The following is a 14,283-nucleotide window of genomic DNA, read 5'->3' as shown; positions in this document are numbered from 1 at the left end:
CGTTCAAGTAGTGACGCCAAAGGCAACCCTTCCGACCTTGAGAGGGCGTGTTTGGACCTTCCAGCCCACTCCCAGCTGCCAATCAGGAGAGGTGCGTTAATTTAGTGAATGCACGTCATCTGAACCGCCTTGACTGGAACTTGGCGGATATGGCGTGCCACACTGTGTAGCGCGTGTGCACCGGCGTCCCCGTCGGAACAGCCGACGACGTCCCGCACCGTGAATCCCACACCACCATTCCCAAGGGAGACCCATGTCCAATCCCAGCACCGAAGGCGTGCCACCAGTGTCCAGGAAAGTGATCGGCCTGGCCGTCGCTGGGGCGGTGGGCGGCTTCCTGTTCGGCTTCGATTCTTCCGTGGTCAACGGTGCCGTGGATGCCATGAAGGACGAATTCCTGATGAGCGAGGCCGTCACTGGCTTTGCCGTCGCGGTCGCCCTCCTGGGGTGCGCACTGGGAGCCTATCTTGCGGGCAAGGTGGCCGACCGCTACGGCCGCATCCCGGCCATGAAGATCGGTGCCCTCCTGTTCCTCGTGAGTTCCGTAGGTACAGGACTGGCTTTTGGTGTGTGGGACCTGATCTTCTGGCGCTTGGTGGGGGGCTTGGGCATCGGCCTTGCTTCGGTGATCGCCCCTGCCTACATTTCCGAGATTTCTCCCCGACACGTGCGTGGTCGCTTGGCGTCCCTTCAGCAGCTAGCCATCACCACCGGTATCTTTGCGGCACTGTTGTCCGATGCCGTCCTGGCTAATTCAGCCGGCAGCGCCGGCAGCACCTTCTGGATCGGCATGGAAGCGTGGCGCTGGATGTTCATCGCTTGCGCCGTTCCTGCTGCGGTGTATGGCTGGATCGCATTCCGCTTGCCCGAGTCGCCGCACTTCCTCGTGCTCAACGGCAAGGAAGATGCCGCCCGCAAGATCTTCGACACCCTCATCCCGGGCGACGACACCGAACGGCACATTCGCGATATCCGCGAATCCATCCAGCAGGACCAACTGTCCACCAAGAAGGGCTCGCTGCGAGGCAAGATGTTCGGCCTGCAGGCAGTGGTATGGATCGGCATCATCCTGTCCGTGCTGCAGCAATTTGTTGGCATCAACGTGATCTTCTATTACTCAACCACGCTGTGGAAAGCGGTCGGATTCCAGGAGAAGGACTCCCTCACCATCTCAGTAGCCACGTCCGTGACCAACATTCTGGTGACACTCGTGGCCATCGCGCTGGTGGACCGCATTGGTCGCCGTCCAATCCTTCTGACCGGCTCCATCGGCATGGCCGTCTCGCTCGGCGTCATGGCATTGGCCTTCTCCTCCGCTGTTGGTACGGGCTCCGAGATCAGTCTCCCGGCCGCTTGGGGGCCAGTTGCCCTGGTTGCTGCCAACGTCTTCGTGATCAGCTTCGGTGCTTCCTGGGGTCCACTCGTTTGGGTGCTGCTTGGCGAGATCTTCCCGTCCCGTATCCGGGCCCGCGCGCTGGGGCTGGCCGCCGCCGCGCAATGGATCGCCAACTTTGCCATCACGCTCAGCTTCCCCATCATGGCGGCAGGTTCGCTGCCACTGACGTACGCCTTGTACGCGGCGTTCGCTGCGGCGTCGTTCTTCTTTGTGATGTTCAAGGTTCCCGAGACCAACGGCATGTCGCTGGAGCAGGCCGAGACGCTTTTCGTCCCCAAGGGCGCGCCGGTGGCGCCCCTGGCGGTCACGTCCAACGAGGCCAAATAACAAGCATCTACACCAGGTGCGGCTCGTGCGACTTCAGGTACCCGCGGCCTCCGAAGGCAATGAGAATCGCAATCACCATGGCAACAGCACCGGCGAAGAAGGGCACCTGGGGGCCAAAGTGCTCACCCAGTTGCGCTGCCGCAAACGGAGCCAGCGCACCACCCATCCAACGCACAAAGTTGTAGCCGGCCGAGGCGATGGGTCGCGGCGAATCGGAGACGCCCATGGCCAGCTCTGTGTAGATCGTATTGTTGATGCCCAGCAGGGCGCCCGCCACGATCACAAGCACGACGACGACAGTCACCGAGTGCCCGGCAGCGAATCCCAGTCCGATGAGGTCGAGCATGAGCGCGGCCAAAGTGCCGGTCAGGACCTTCACAGCGCCGAAACGCTTCTGCAGCACGGGAGCTACGAACACCGACAACACGGCAACGGCAACGCCCCAACCAAAGAACACTCCCCCGATGCCGTATGCGTCCATGCCGAGGATAAAAGGCGTGAAGGCGAGGATGGTGAAGAAGCCGTAGTTGTAGAACAGGGCGCTTGCTGCCGTCGTGCTGAGGCCCTTGTGTCCCAGCGCGAGAAGCGGATCCCACAGACGTGACTTCCTGGCAGGAGCGGGCGTCTTGGGAAGCAAAGCCAACAGCGCGATAAAGGCTGCAGCCATGAGGACCGCGGTTCCGAAGAACGGTGCCCGCCACTGCCAGCCGCCCAACAATGCCCCAAGAAGCGGGCCGAGTGAGATGCCCAGGCCGAGCGCCGCTTCGTAGAGAATGATGGCCGTTCCGGTCCCACCGCTGGCCACACCAACAATCACGGCCAAGGCCGTCGCGACGAACAGGGCGTTCCCCAGTCCCCAACCAGCACGGAAACCCACCAATTGCTCAACACTGCCAGACAGGCCGGACAACGATGCGAACACCACGATCACTGCCAGCCCGATCAGTAGCGTCTTCTTACCGCCGATGCGCGAGGACACGAAGCCGCTGATCAACATCGCAATCGCAGTCACCAGGAAGTAGCTCGTGAAAAGCAAGGAAACTTCGCTGGTGGAGGCCTCAAGGTTCTTGGCTATGGCCGGAAGGATCGGATCAACGAGCCCGATGCCCATGAACGCGAACACGGCAGCCAGCGCAGTGGCCCACACGGCCTTCGGCTGCCTGAGGAATGAAGCCTTTTCAGCCTCAAGGGTTGATTCAGTAGTTGTCTCGGCGCTTTCTGAAGCGTCAGCCAGCTGGCGTGACATTCAATGGCTCCTTGTCGGTGCGTTGGGTTCTGGTTAGTTCTGGAATGAGCTGTTGAGCTTGCTGATGATAGGGAGCGCCGCGGCGAGTTGCTCAACTTCGTCGCTGCTTAGCTCCTGCAGCAGCCCGGCCACCATCGCGTTTCGACGCTGGTTGGCGGACTCGACGGCGGCCCGCCCGGCTTTGGTGATGATCACCTGGACGGCGCGGGAATCGTTGACGTCAGGCTGCCTGCTGACGAGCCCTGAGCGTTCGAGCTTGATGATCTGCTCTGTGGCGCTGGGGACCTTGATCCCCAGGTTCTTGGCGATGTCACCCACGCGGAGTCCGCCGTCGGAAATCATGGACAGCAGGCTGAGCTGCGCTGCGGTGAGTTCACCCTCCGGATCCAGGCGGCGGAACATGTACACGCCAAGGCGGAGTGACTCGCGAAATTCCTGAGCAATATGGAGAAGCCGTGGGTCTAAAGCCGAAGTGCTCGTCATACTTAGGTAGCCTAATAGTTAGGATACCTAAGAGTCAAGCGATGCAGCACGCAAGTGAGTCGCAGGTGAGCGCGTTTAGAGCCCTGAAAACGCGCACAAATGCGACTCAGTCGGGTTAAAGCGTGAGCTTCATGCCCTCGTGGCTCGCGACGAAGCCCAGCCGTTCGTAGAAACGGTGCGCAGCAACGCGCGACTTGTCCGTGGTGAGCTGCACCAGGGAGCAGCCACGGTCCCGGGCCTGGTCGATGGCCCACTGGATCATGAGCGCGCCTACGCCTTGGCCACGGAGCACCTCGGAAACCCGCACGGCTTCGATCTGCGCCCGCCAAGAGCCCTTGCGGGACAGGGCCCGGGAGATAGCTGAGCTGGAAAGTGGCCACCACGTCGCCGTTCAGTTCGCCCACCACCAAGAGGTGGGCCGGGTCGCCGTCGATAGCGTCAAAAGCAAGCTCGTAAGGCACGAGGTCGTCCGGATTTTCACGCGCGGCACCTAATTGGTCATCAATCAGCAGCGCAAGGATGCGCGGCAAGTCGGCTTTAGTGGCGCGCCGAAGACTAAAGGTTCCGGAGCCGACGTCGGCAGTCATCAGGGCGGGCATGGCGGCAGAGTCTGGGGTCACCACCCCAGCATGCCATTTTGATCAGAACTCAGTATTGCTAAGTACCGGTACCTAGTTCTACTATGTAGTGGTAGCTAGTAATACTGAGTAGTGAAGGAGGTGTCCGATGGGCAAGCAAATGACAGAGATGCTCAAAGGCACGTTGGAGGGCATTGTTCTGGCCCTCCTCACCGGAAAGGCGGCGTACGGATACGAAATCACAACGCTGCTCCGGGCGCAGGGCTTCACCGAGATCGCTGAGGGCACCGTGTACGCACTGCTGGTCAGGATCGAACAAAAAGGGCTGGTGGACGTCGAAAAGCGACCATCCGAAAAGGGGCCACCCCGCAAGGTGTACACCCTCAACGCGCAGGGCGAAAAAGAACTGAACGAATTTTGGAACACATGGAGCTTCTTGTCCGAACGGCTTGAACAGCTCCGCAAGGGAGGAAATTAACATGGCAGCAAAGTGGATCGAGCTGGTAACCGGATCGCTCGAGCAGAAGAAGCAGTACAAGCAGGCCAAGGCGCGGCTGGATGCGCTGCCTGAGCCCTACTCCTCCGTGGCGAACGCCTTCAACCGGTACTTCATGTACTACGGCGGGGTCACCGAGGGGGACACGATCGTGCAGATGTTCACCGACCTCGCCGACCTATGGGAACGCGCCGCAATCGACGGCACGCCTGTGAGCGAGATCGTCGGCGAGGACCCCATCGAGTTCGCCGAGGCCTTTGCCCAGGCATACGGCGGAAAGCGCTGGATTGATAAGGAACGCGAGCGTCTCACGAAGGCCGTTGATAAAGCGAAGGAGGCTGAATCATGACTGCTACCGCAATCCGGGTAGAGGGCATCGAGAAGTCGTACAAGGATCTGCATGTTCTGCGCGGCGTGGACTTCGAGGTGGCGTCGGGCAGCATTTTCGCCCTCCTCGGCTCCAACGGAGCAGGCAAAACCACCATGGTGAAGATCTTGTCCACCCTGCTCAAAGCGGATGCCGGCACTGCCGCCGTCGAGGGTTTTGACGTTGCTACCGCGTCGCTCCAGGTACGGCAGTCCATCAGCCTGACCGGGCAGTTCGCGGCAGTGGACGAGGTGCTGTCCGGCAAGGAGAACCTGATTCTGGTGGCGAAACTGCGTCACCTGAAAAACGCGGCTCAGATCGCAGATGAGTTGCTGGCTCAGTTCAGCCTCACCGAAGCGGGGTCCCGCAAGGTGGCGACGTACTCCGGCGGCATGCGTCGCCGCCTGGATATCGCCATGAGCCTGATCGGGCAGCCGAAGGTGATCTTCCTGGACGAACCCACCACAGGCCTGGACCCCGAAGCCCGCCTCGAGGTCTGGCAGACCGTCAAGGATCTCGCCCGGAACGGCACAACAGTGCTGCTCACCACCCAATACCTCGACGAGGCCGAGCACCTCGCTGACCGAATCGCGATCCTGCACAAGGGCACGATCATCCAAAACGGCACGCTCGACGAGCTCAAGCGGCTGCTGCCGGCGGCCGAGGTCGAGTACGTCGAGAAGCAGCCCTCGCTCGAAGACGTCTTCCTGGCGCTAGTCGGCGAAACGGCTGAAGAGCAGAAAGAACAGGAGGCATCCCGATGAGCACCCACGTCCTCAGCGATACCAGCGTCCTCACCGGCCGCTCGCTGCGCCACATCCTGCGCAGCCCCGATACGATCATCACCACCGCGGTCACGCCGATCGCGCTGATGCTGCTGTTCGTTTATGTGCTTGGCGGTGCGATCAATACCGGATCCGACGAGTCGTACATCAACTACATGCTTCCCGGCATCCTGCTGATCACGATTGCCTCCGGCATCGCCTACACCGCCTACCGCCTGTTCCTCGACATGCAGGGCGGCATCTTCGAGCGCTTCCAGTCCATGCCGATCGCACGGTCGAGCGTGCTCTGGGCGCACGTGCTCACCTCGCTCGTGGCCAACCTCGTCTCGGTCGCGATCGTCGTCGGAGTGGCCCTCCTTATGGGGTTCCGCACCGGAGCATCCGTGGGCACCTGGCTTGCAATCGCCGGCATCCTGATCCTGTTCACGCTCGCCCTGACCTGGCTGGCCGTGATCGCAGGGCTCTCCGCGAAAACCGTCGACGGCGCCAGCGCGTTCAGCTACCCGCTGATCTTCCTGCCGTTCATCAGTTCGGCCTTCGTGCCGACTGCGACGATGCCGGGCCCGGTGGCCTGGTTCGCCGAGAACCAGCCAGTGACTTCGATCGTGAACTCCATCCGCGCGCTGTTTGCGCAACAGCCGGTGGGCAGCGACATTTGGATTGCGCTGGCCTGGTGCTTCGGCATCCTGGTCCTGGCCTTCGCCTTCGCAATGGCCGCTTACCGGCGGAAGATGGCCTAATCCCCCCGGCCTAAGCTCCCCTTTTCCACAGGGGAGCTTTCGCCGTGAGAGCCGATTAGCCATTGGTCAGACATTAGCTATAGCTTTATCGAAACAGATTTGTAACGGCCGTCACCATTTTGGTGGGCTCTTCGAAGGGTTCTTGAACTAATGTCCGACCAGACAACACAAGCGCAACTCCGCGCGTCCAGCAGGGACAGCGAGCCCCACCTGTCACGCTCGCTCAGCAACCGCCACATCCAGCTCCTGGCAATCGGCGGCGCCATCGGAACCGGACTCTTCATGGGCTCGGGCAAAACCATCTCCGTCGCCGGACCCTCCGTGATTTTCGTGTACATGATCATCGGCTTCATGCTGTTCTTCGTCATGCGCGCCATGGGCCAGCTTCTGTTGTCTAACCTGAACTACAAGTCCTTCAGCGACTTCGCCGGCGATCTCCTCGGCCCCTGGGCAGGCTTCTTCACCGGGTGGACCTACTGGTTCTGCTGGGTGGTCACAGGCGTGGCCGACGTCATCGCCATCGCCGGCTATGCCAATGAGCTGTGGCCAGGCGTTCAACTGTGGGTCCCGGGAATTGCGACCATCATCATCCTGCTCCTCCTGAACCTCCCCACCGTGAAGGCATTCGGCGAGACCGAGTTCTGGTTCGCGCTCATCAAGATCGTGGCCATTGTGGCGCTGATCGTCGTTGGCCTGGTCATGATCTTCACCGGCTTCCAGTCCAACGCCGGAACCGCAAGCTTCACCAACCTGTGGAGCCATGGCGGGTTCTTCCCCAAGGAATTCATGGGCTTCGTCGCCGGCTTCCAGATCGCAGTCTTCGCGTTTGTGGGCATCGAACTCGTGGGCACGGCAGCAGCCGAGACCAAAAACCCTGAGCACAACCTTCCCCGCGCCATCAATGCGATCCCCCTGCGCGTCATGCTGTTCTACGTAGGTGCGCTCATCATCCTCATGTCCGTCACCCCGTGGACTGAGTTCAAGGCAGGACACAGCCCGTTCATCGCCATGTTCTCCCTGGCCGGCCTCGGCATGGCGGCAACTGTGGTCAATCTCGTGGTGCTCACCTCTGCCATGTCTTCTGCCAACTCAGGCATCTACTCGACGTCACGCATGGTCTTCGGCCTGGCCAACGACGGCGACGCACCAAAGGTCTTCGGCCGGCTCTCCAGCCGCAAAGTACCCCAGAACGCACTGTTCCTGTCCTGCGTTCTGCTGCTGGCCGGCGTCGTACTCCTCTACGCAGGCAAAGACGTCGGCGCCGCGTTCGACATGGTGACCACGGTGTCCGCTGTCTGCTTCATGTTCGTCTGGTCGATCATCCTGGCCAGCTACCTCGTATACCGCAAGCGCCGCCCGGAGCAGCACGCGGCGTCAACGTTCAGGATGCCTGGCGGCATCCCGATGGTGTGGGTTGTTTTCGCGTTCTTCGCGTTCCTGGTCTGGGCTCTCACCACGCAGCCGGACACTCTCACGGCCCTGCTGGTGACGCCTATCTGGTTCGCAATTCTCGGCATCGCCTATGCGGTCGTGCGTAAGTCGCCGCTGCACCAGGCCCGCGTGGCCGAATGGAAGGCGATGGCTGAAGCGGAAACCGCGGCAGCCACAAAGTAGCCGCGGCGCTCTGAGAGCGTCTATGGGGCTGTGCCCGCTTCGCGATGCCCACCACGCCGCAGCCCCATAGACGCTCTCTCGCTTAGCGGTCAGTCTCACCCGCCTTCACCGTCAACCATTTGTGGAGAGAGGAACTAGGCTTCGGCTTTGCGGTCCTCTATCAGTTTCTGGATCGCCGGGAACAGCGGGTGCGACGGCGGAAGTTCGGTGATGCGCTCGACGGCGGCAGCTGCGTCCAGCTCGGAGAGCATGTTTGCGAGTTCCACGGCTTCGTCGTCGGATCCGTCGTCGAAACGAAGGGCGGCCGACATCGCCTCCAGCAACGCGACCGGCGTGACGCCACGCTCGGCGAGCTCAGCCGCCGGGCCAACAAACCGCTCGTGCCGGCCAAGCTTCCGCAGCGGTGCCCGGCCGACGCGGACCACGGTGTCGGGCAGGTACGGGTTGGTGAAGCGGGACAGGATCTTCTGCACGTACGCTTCCTGCTCGGCCTCCACAAATCCGTGCTTGGCCACCAGCAGTTCCTTTGTCTCCTCAAGAACAGCCCTGACCTTCGCGGCCACGGAGGGATCGGCCATGGCATCGGAGATCTTCTCCAGGCCCGCCGCGTAGCCGAAATACGCAGCAGATGCATGCCCGGTGTTCACTGTGAACAGCTTGCGCTCGATGTACGGGCCAAGTTCGTCCACGAACGTAGCTCCAGGAATTGCGGGGACATGGTCACCAAACGGCGTGCGGTCGATGACCCACTCGTAGAACGTCTCCACCGTGACATCGAGTCCTTGGCCCGGCGCCTGGTTCGGGACAATACGGTCCACTGCCGTGTTGGCGAACACAGCCACGGAGTCCAAATCAGCTGCGGAGTCGTCCCAGGCCGCTCGGACCTCCACTTGCAGGAGGTGCGTGGCGTTAATGGCGTTCTCGCAGGCCATCACTTGCAGCGGCGGCAACGAGGGCTCGCGGGCTGCGAGTCCGCGCGCGATCACGGGTGCCACGAACTTCAGGATGTGTGGCCCCACCGCGGTGGTGACCACATCCGCCGTCGAGATTTCCTCCACAACGGCGGCTTCCTGCGTGCTCGAGTTCAGCGCACGGAACCCGTCCACGGTTTTGACCGCGGGGTTCTCGCCCACTTCATGGACCTCGTAGCTGCTCGCGGAGGCCAGCTGGCTGATCAGTGCGTCCGCAACATCGGCGAACACCACCTCGTAGCCCGCTTCGTGCAGCAACAGCCCCACAAAGCCGCGTCCGATGTTGCCTGCCCCAAAATGGACTGCCTTCACTATGCGTTGACCTTTCCGAACAGCTCCAGCACTTCCTCAACGGTGGTCGCTTCCTCCAACTGGGCCACCTGGGCCTTGTTGGTGAAGATCTTGGCGATCGAGGACAGGATGTGGAGGTGCTCATTGTTGAGGCCAGCGACGCCGACCACGAACTTCACTTGCTTTCCACCCCAGTCGATGCCCTCGGGGTACCGAACGATGGAAACTGCGGAGTGCCGGATGTGCTCCTTGGCATCGTTGGTGCCGTGCGGGATCGCCAGGAAGCTGCCCATGTAGGTGGACACGGATTCCTCGCGTTCGTGCATGGCATGGACGTAGCTGACATCCACGGCACCGCGGTCAAGCAGGAGCTGCCCGGCTTCGTCGATCGCAGCATCACGGTCGTGCGCTGTTCCGTTCAGCACAACGCTTTCGGGGAGCAGGACTTCTTTACCCCCGACGGCGGCAGGAGGCTCAGCGGCATGCGCACCGTGGGCGGCGGCTGCTGCTGCTTCTGTTTCTGCTGCGCCGGTTGGATGGGCAGCGGCCGGACCTTCGGTGTTGCTCGTCTTGACCAGCTCCACGATTTCGTCGTACTTGGGGCTGTTCATGAAGTTATCCACGGAATAGTGCACCGCGCTGGATGTCTTCGGCTGGGCGCGTTCCGTGAGGTCCTGGTGCGTGATCACAACATCGTACGTATCGCTCAGGTTGGCGATTGCGGAGTTGGTGACCTTGACGTCCGGGAAGCCGGCTGCCTTGATCTTGTTGCGCAGCACCGAGGCGCCCATGGCACTGGAGCCCATGCCGGCGTCGCAGGCGAACACGATGTTCTGAACCGGCCGGGTCAGCACGGCAACGTCGCTGCGGCCCTTCACGGTCGCCCACCAACGCCGATGAGACGGAGCTCTTCTTGCCCTTCATGGCTTCCATGCGGGACGTTGCGGCGGAGAGGTCATCCTCGCCCTTGTTCTTGGATGTACGAAGGATCAAAGAAGCGATGAGGAAGGAAACGGTGGTTGCCAGCACCACAGCCAGAATCACGCCGACGTAGCTGTCCCGCGACGTCTGGAAGATGACTGCGAGGATCGAGCCCGGGGCGGCCGGAGCCACAAGGCCGGAGTTGGTGATCGCCAGGGTTGCGATGCCGGTCATGCCACCGCCGATGGCAGCGAGGATGAGGATCGGCTTCATCAGGACGTACGGGAAGTAGATCTCGTGGATACCACCGAAGAAGTGGATGATGGCAGCACCCGGAGCCGAAGCGCGTGCAGCGCCGCGGCCGAAGAAAATGTACGCCAGCAGGATGCCGAAGCCCGGCCCCGGGTTGGCTTCGAGCAGGAACAGGATGGACTTGCCCTGCTCCAGCGACTGCTGGATGCCCAGCGGCGTAAGCACGCCGTGGTTGATGGCGTTGTTGAGGAAGAGGACCTTGGCGGGCTCAATGAAGATGCTGGTCAGCGGTAGCAGGCCATTGTTGACCAGGAACTGGACCACATTTCCGGCGCCCGCCGTGAAGAGCTTGACCAGCCAGGAGAGGCCATAGAACCCACCCAGAGCCAGGATTGCGCCCCAGATACCGGCCGAGAAGTTGTTCACCAACATCTCGAAGCCGGGACGGATCTTGCCGTCCCAGAGCCGGTCGAGCTGCTTGATGGTCCAGCCTCCCAGCGGACCCATGATCATTGCGCCGATGAACATCGGAGAACTTGTACCCGCAATGACGCCCATGGTCGCGATGGCTCCAACGACGCCACCGCGGACGTCATAAACCATCTTGCCGCCGGTGTAGCCAATCAGGATCGGGAGCAGATACGTGACCATGGGGCCAACGATGCCCACGTTGGGTGCGCCCTCGGCATTCGTGCCGAAGCCACCCAGCTCCGGGACTGGAATCCAGCCGACTTTGATGAACAGGGCAGTGATGAGGCCCCAGGCGATGAAGGCGCCGATGTTGGGCATGATCATGCCGGACAGGAAGGTTCCGAACTTTTGGACACCTACGCGCGCACTTGTGCGGGGCTTCGCAACGGTCTCTGTTGCCATGTGAATTCCTAACGTGTGTCCCGCAGCGGCGCGGGGTCAGTCGATATAGATCGAGAGAGAACAGCCTTAGGAGCTGCTGGAAATGCGGTGAAGCCACTCAAGGAACAGCTTCAATTCAGAGCTGGAAAGTTGGTCCGAATGCGAGGCCTGCAGTGCCGCATTCAGGGCGATTGCCGCAACAACCACGGAGGACTTACCGGAGTCCTCCGGTGCGGCGCCACGGGCGGTATCCGTGGAGACGGCGAAAATCATGGAATCCCGGGTCATCGTTGAGAGCTCGAGGTTCCTTTCTTCCACCGGTTCGGCGATGAGCATGAGCGTTACACCCACGTTGGCCGCGAGGATGCTTCGTGCCGCTTCGCGGGGCGGCACGTTGATCTGACCGGCGATGGCGGCCTTGTTCAGCATTTCTTCCAGAAGCGCTTCAGCATCGGCCACGATTGCTGGGCGGCTTTCCGGCCTGATATTGCCGAACATCACCAAATACAGGTGGGGTTGGCTCAGCCCGAACTGGACGTGGTTGTCCCACATCCGCCGGACATCTTCCAAGGGCTCCCCGGAAGGAGCAAAGTCCCTCTCCCCTGCCACGTACTCTTCAAAGCCGGCGGAAACGACGGCGTCGAACAGTCCTTCTTTGTCTCCAAAGTGGTGGTAGAGCGTTGGGGCCGTAACCCCGGCCAACGCTGTGATCTGGCGCGTAGAGACCGCTGACCCCTCCGAATTTGCCAGCAATTCAGCAGCTGCACGGAGCAACCGAATTTTTGGCGGAAGCTGGTCATCGAAACTCATAACCGCTACCCTAGCACCTATAGCGTTGCTATATGAAGTGGCTCACAACAGAATTTTGTAGGCTAATTTCGCAGGCTCGTGGTGCCGTCGCCGGTGGGTCTGAACCAACACGCAGGAACAGAGGATTCAGTGCAGAATTTCCAAGGAGTAGGGGTAAGCCCTGGCCGCATCATTGGTTCCGTCCGCCAGATGCCCAAACCGGTGAGTGAACCGCCGTCGGGCGAGCGGCTGGCCGCAGACGTTAGTCCGGAGGACGCCGTCGCGGGCTTGAAAGCCGCAGCGCAAGCCGTCCACGACCAGCTCAAGGGGCGCGCGGATTCCGCCTCCGGCGACGGCAAGGCCGTCCTCGAGGCCACCGCGCTCATGGCCAAGGACACCATGCTCCTGAAATCCGCGGCGAAGCTCATCAATGCGGGCTCGTCCGCGGAACGGGCCATCTGGGAAGCCGGCGCCTCCGTTTCGGAAATGCTGCACAATTTGGGCGGGTACATGGCCGAACGCGCCACGGACGTGCTGGATGTGCGCGCCCGCATCGTCGCCGAACTGCGGGGCGTGTCCGCGCCCGGCATCCCTTCTTCGGAGACGCCCTTCATTTTGCTGGCAGAGGACCTCGCACCGGCGGATACCGCCACGCTGGATCCTTCCAAAGTGTTGGCACTGGTGACCTCTGGTGGCGGACCGCAGTCACACACCGCGATCATTGCGCGCTCGCTCGGACTGCCCGCCGTTGTTGCGGCCCACGGCGTTGATTCCATTGCTGATGGCACAGAGGTCTACGTGGACGGGGCAGCCGGCCTCGTGGCTGCCCCGCCGTCCGAGGAGCAGCGCACTGCAGCGACCGCGTGGGCGGAAACCTCCGCAACGCTCGCCGCCTTTGACGGAAACGGCACGACGGCGGACGGCCACCTGGTCCCGCTCCTCGCCAACGTGGGTGGAGCCAAGGATGCCGTGGCAGCAGCTGGCCTCGGCGCCCAGGGTGTTGGCCTGTTCCGCACCGAGTTCTGCTTCCTCGAGCGTGATACCGAGCCCTCCGTCGACGAACAAGCCGCCGCGTACAAGGCTGTGTTTGACGCGTTCCCCGGCAAGAAAGTAGTGCTGCGAACCCTCGACGCCGGCGCCGACAAGCCCCTCCCCTTCCTCACCGACGCCACCGAACCCAACCCCGCCCTTGGTGTTCGCGGCTACCGGACGGACTTCACCACGCCCGGTGTTTTGGAACGCCAACTGCAAGCCATTGCCCGGGCAGCCTCTGAATCCGAGGCCGACGTCTGGGTCATGGCCCCCATGATCTCCACAGCCGCCGAAGCCGGACGCTTCGCCTCATTGTGTGCTGCTGCCGGCATCCAAACACCGGGTGTCATGGTGGAAGTTCCCTCCGCCGCTTTGACCGCCGCCTCCGTGCTCCGGGAAGTTGGCTTCGCTTCACTGGGCACCAATGACCTCACCCAGTACGCCATGGCCGCCGACCGCCAACTCGGACCCCTCGCGGAACTGAACACTCCATGGCAGCCAGCTGTCCTGAGGCTGGTGCAGCTCACAGTGGAAGGTGCAGAGCAGGAAGCATCCGGCCGGGAAGGCAGCAGCAAACCCGTGGGCGTCTGTGGCGAGGCAGCCGCGGACCCTGCCCTCGCCGTCGTACTTACCGGACTCGGCGTCAGCACGCTGTCCATGACCGCGCGCTCGCTGGCCGCCGTCGGGACTGTCCTGAAGACCGTCACCCTGGAGCAGTCGCAGGAACTCGCCCGCCTGGCTCTCACTGCGCCCAGCGCCACCGAGGCCCGCGAGTGGGTCCGGGCCAAGCTCCCCGTACTCGAAGAGCTCGGCCTCTAACCCGTTTTTCGTCCACCCATAAGGAGAAAACCATGCCAGAACGCACAGCCACCATCGCCAGCCGCTCCGGCCTGCACGCCCGGCCCGCTGCCCTGTTCGCCGAAGCGGCAGGTGAGCAGCCGGTGGAGGTCACCATTGCCATGCAAGGCGAACCCGCCGATGAAGCCCTCGACGCCGCCAGCATCCTCTCGCTCATGACGCTTGGCGCCGCTAAGGGCGACGTTGTTGTGCTGCGGGCGGAGGGCGACGGCGCCGACGCTGCCTTGGACGCGCTCGTGGCCTTGTTGGAGACGGATTTGGACGCGGAGTAGCCTTCTGTGCCCG

Annotated in this window: 12 protein-coding genes and 2 pseudogenes; 8 read left to right on the top strand and 6 right to left on the bottom strand. The window is 62.3% G+C overall.

Translation table 11 applies throughout. From position 1 onward, the window contains the following. The first annotated feature begins 253 nt into the window (after positions 1-253). Complete coding sequence (locus tag LDP01_RS14060) at positions 254-1,723, top strand: sugar porter family MFS transporter (protein WP_224093339.1); 1,470 nt, start codon at positions 254-256, stop codon at positions 1,721-1,723. A 7-nt stretch (positions 1,724-1,730) separates the two neighbouring features. Here the strand turns inward: LDP01_RS14060 and LDP01_RS14055 are convergent, their stop codons facing one another. From LDP01_RS14055 to LDP01_RS14045, 3 genes and pseudogenes are all read right to left on the bottom strand, one after another. After that, positions 1,731-2,969 carry an MFS transporter gene (locus LDP01_RS14055; protein ID WP_224093337.1) on the bottom strand — a complete coding sequence of 413 codons (1,239 nt, stop codon included), beginning with the start codon at positions 2,967-2,969 and terminating at the stop codon, positions 1,731-1,733. Between the two features lie 33 nt (positions 2,970-3,002). Further along, complete coding sequence (locus LDP01_RS14050; RefSeq protein WP_224093329.1) at positions 3,003-3,452, bottom strand: MarR family winged helix-turn-helix transcriptional regulator; 450 nt, start codon at positions 3,450-3,452, stop codon at positions 3,003-3,005. A 115-nt stretch (positions 3,453-3,567) separates the two neighbouring features. Further along, positions 3,568-4,039: pseudogene (locus LDP01_RS14045) on the bottom strand (GNAT family N-acetyltransferase). A gap of 139 nt (positions 4,040-4,178) precedes the next feature. On the opposite strand from LDP01_RS14045, the gene LDP01_RS14040 reads away from it, so the two are divergent. The 5 genes from LDP01_RS14040 to cycA all read left to right on the top strand — a co-directional run bounded on the left by LDP01_RS14040 (position 4,179) and on the right by cycA (position 8,032). Then, entirely contained in the window at positions 4,179-4,508 is a 330-nt protein-coding gene (locus tag LDP01_RS14040; protein WP_224093327.1) for a PadR family transcriptional regulator, read from the top strand. A gap of 1 nt (position 4,509) precedes the next feature. Further along, positions 4,510-4,875, top strand: a complete 366-nt coding sequence (locus tag LDP01_RS14035; RefSeq protein WP_223934876.1) for a DUF1048 domain-containing protein — start codon at positions 4,510-4,512, stop codon at positions 4,873-4,875. Beyond that, positions 4,872-5,657, top strand: a complete 786-nt coding sequence (locus LDP01_RS14030) for an ABC transporter ATP-binding protein (RefSeq protein ID WP_224093325.1) — start codon at positions 4,872-4,874, stop codon at positions 5,655-5,657. Before LDP01_RS14035 ends, LDP01_RS14030 begins: the two co-directional genes overlap by 4 nt. Further along, positions 5,654-6,418, top strand: coding sequence for an ABC transporter permease (locus LDP01_RS14025; protein WP_224093323.1), 765 nt, complete (start codon positions 5,654-5,656; stop codon positions 6,416-6,418). The genes LDP01_RS14030 and LDP01_RS14025 overlap by 4 nt, the downstream gene beginning before the upstream one ends. 150 nt (positions 6,419-6,568) lie before the next feature. Then, on the top strand, positions 6,569-8,032 hold the full coding sequence (cycA, locus tag LDP01_RS14020) for a D-serine/D-alanine/glycine transporter (protein WP_224093320.1): 1,464 nt from the start codon (positions 6,569-6,571) through the stop codon (positions 8,030-8,032). Between the two features lie 134 nt (positions 8,033-8,166). Here the strand turns inward: cycA and LDP01_RS14015 are convergent, their stop codons facing one another. The 3 genes and pseudogenes from LDP01_RS14015 to LDP01_RS14005 form a co-directional block, all read right to left on the bottom strand. Further along, complete coding sequence (locus LDP01_RS14015; protein ID WP_224093310.1) at positions 8,167-9,315, bottom strand: mannitol-1-phosphate 5-dehydrogenase; 1,149 nt, start codon at positions 9,313-9,315, stop codon at positions 8,167-8,169. Next, positions 9,315-11,340, bottom strand: a pseudogene (locus tag LDP01_RS14010) (PTS mannitol transporter subunit IICBA). Before LDP01_RS14010 ends, LDP01_RS14015 begins: the two are co-directional and overlap by 1 nt. Before the next feature lie 66 nt (positions 11,341-11,406). Continuing rightward, complete coding sequence (locus tag LDP01_RS14005) at positions 11,407-12,129, bottom strand: TetR/AcrR family transcriptional regulator (protein ID WP_224093309.1); 723 nt, start codon at positions 12,127-12,129, stop codon at positions 11,407-11,409. Between the two features lie 129 nt (positions 12,130-12,258). Here LDP01_RS14005 and ptsP point away from each other — a divergent pair, with 129 nt between their 5' ends. Further along, on the top strand, positions 12,259-13,959 hold the full coding sequence (ptsP, locus tag LDP01_RS14000) for a phosphoenolpyruvate--protein phosphotransferase (protein ID WP_224093307.1): 1,701 nt from the start codon (positions 12,259-12,261) through the stop codon (positions 13,957-13,959). 32 nt (positions 13,960-13,991) lie between these two features. After that, entirely contained in the window at positions 13,992-14,270 is a 279-nt protein-coding gene (locus tag LDP01_RS13995) for an HPr family phosphocarrier protein (RefSeq protein ID WP_224093305.1), read from the top strand. The last annotated feature ends 13 nt before the right edge of the window (positions 14,271-14,283 follow it).

Origin of the sequence: Arthrobacter sp. StoSoilB13 (assembly GCF_019977255.1) — a bacterium.
Taxonomy (GTDB): Bacteria; Actinomycetota; Actinomycetes; order Actinomycetales; family Micrococcaceae; genus Arthrobacter.
This window is presented reverse-complemented; position numbering and strand designations above follow the sequence as displayed.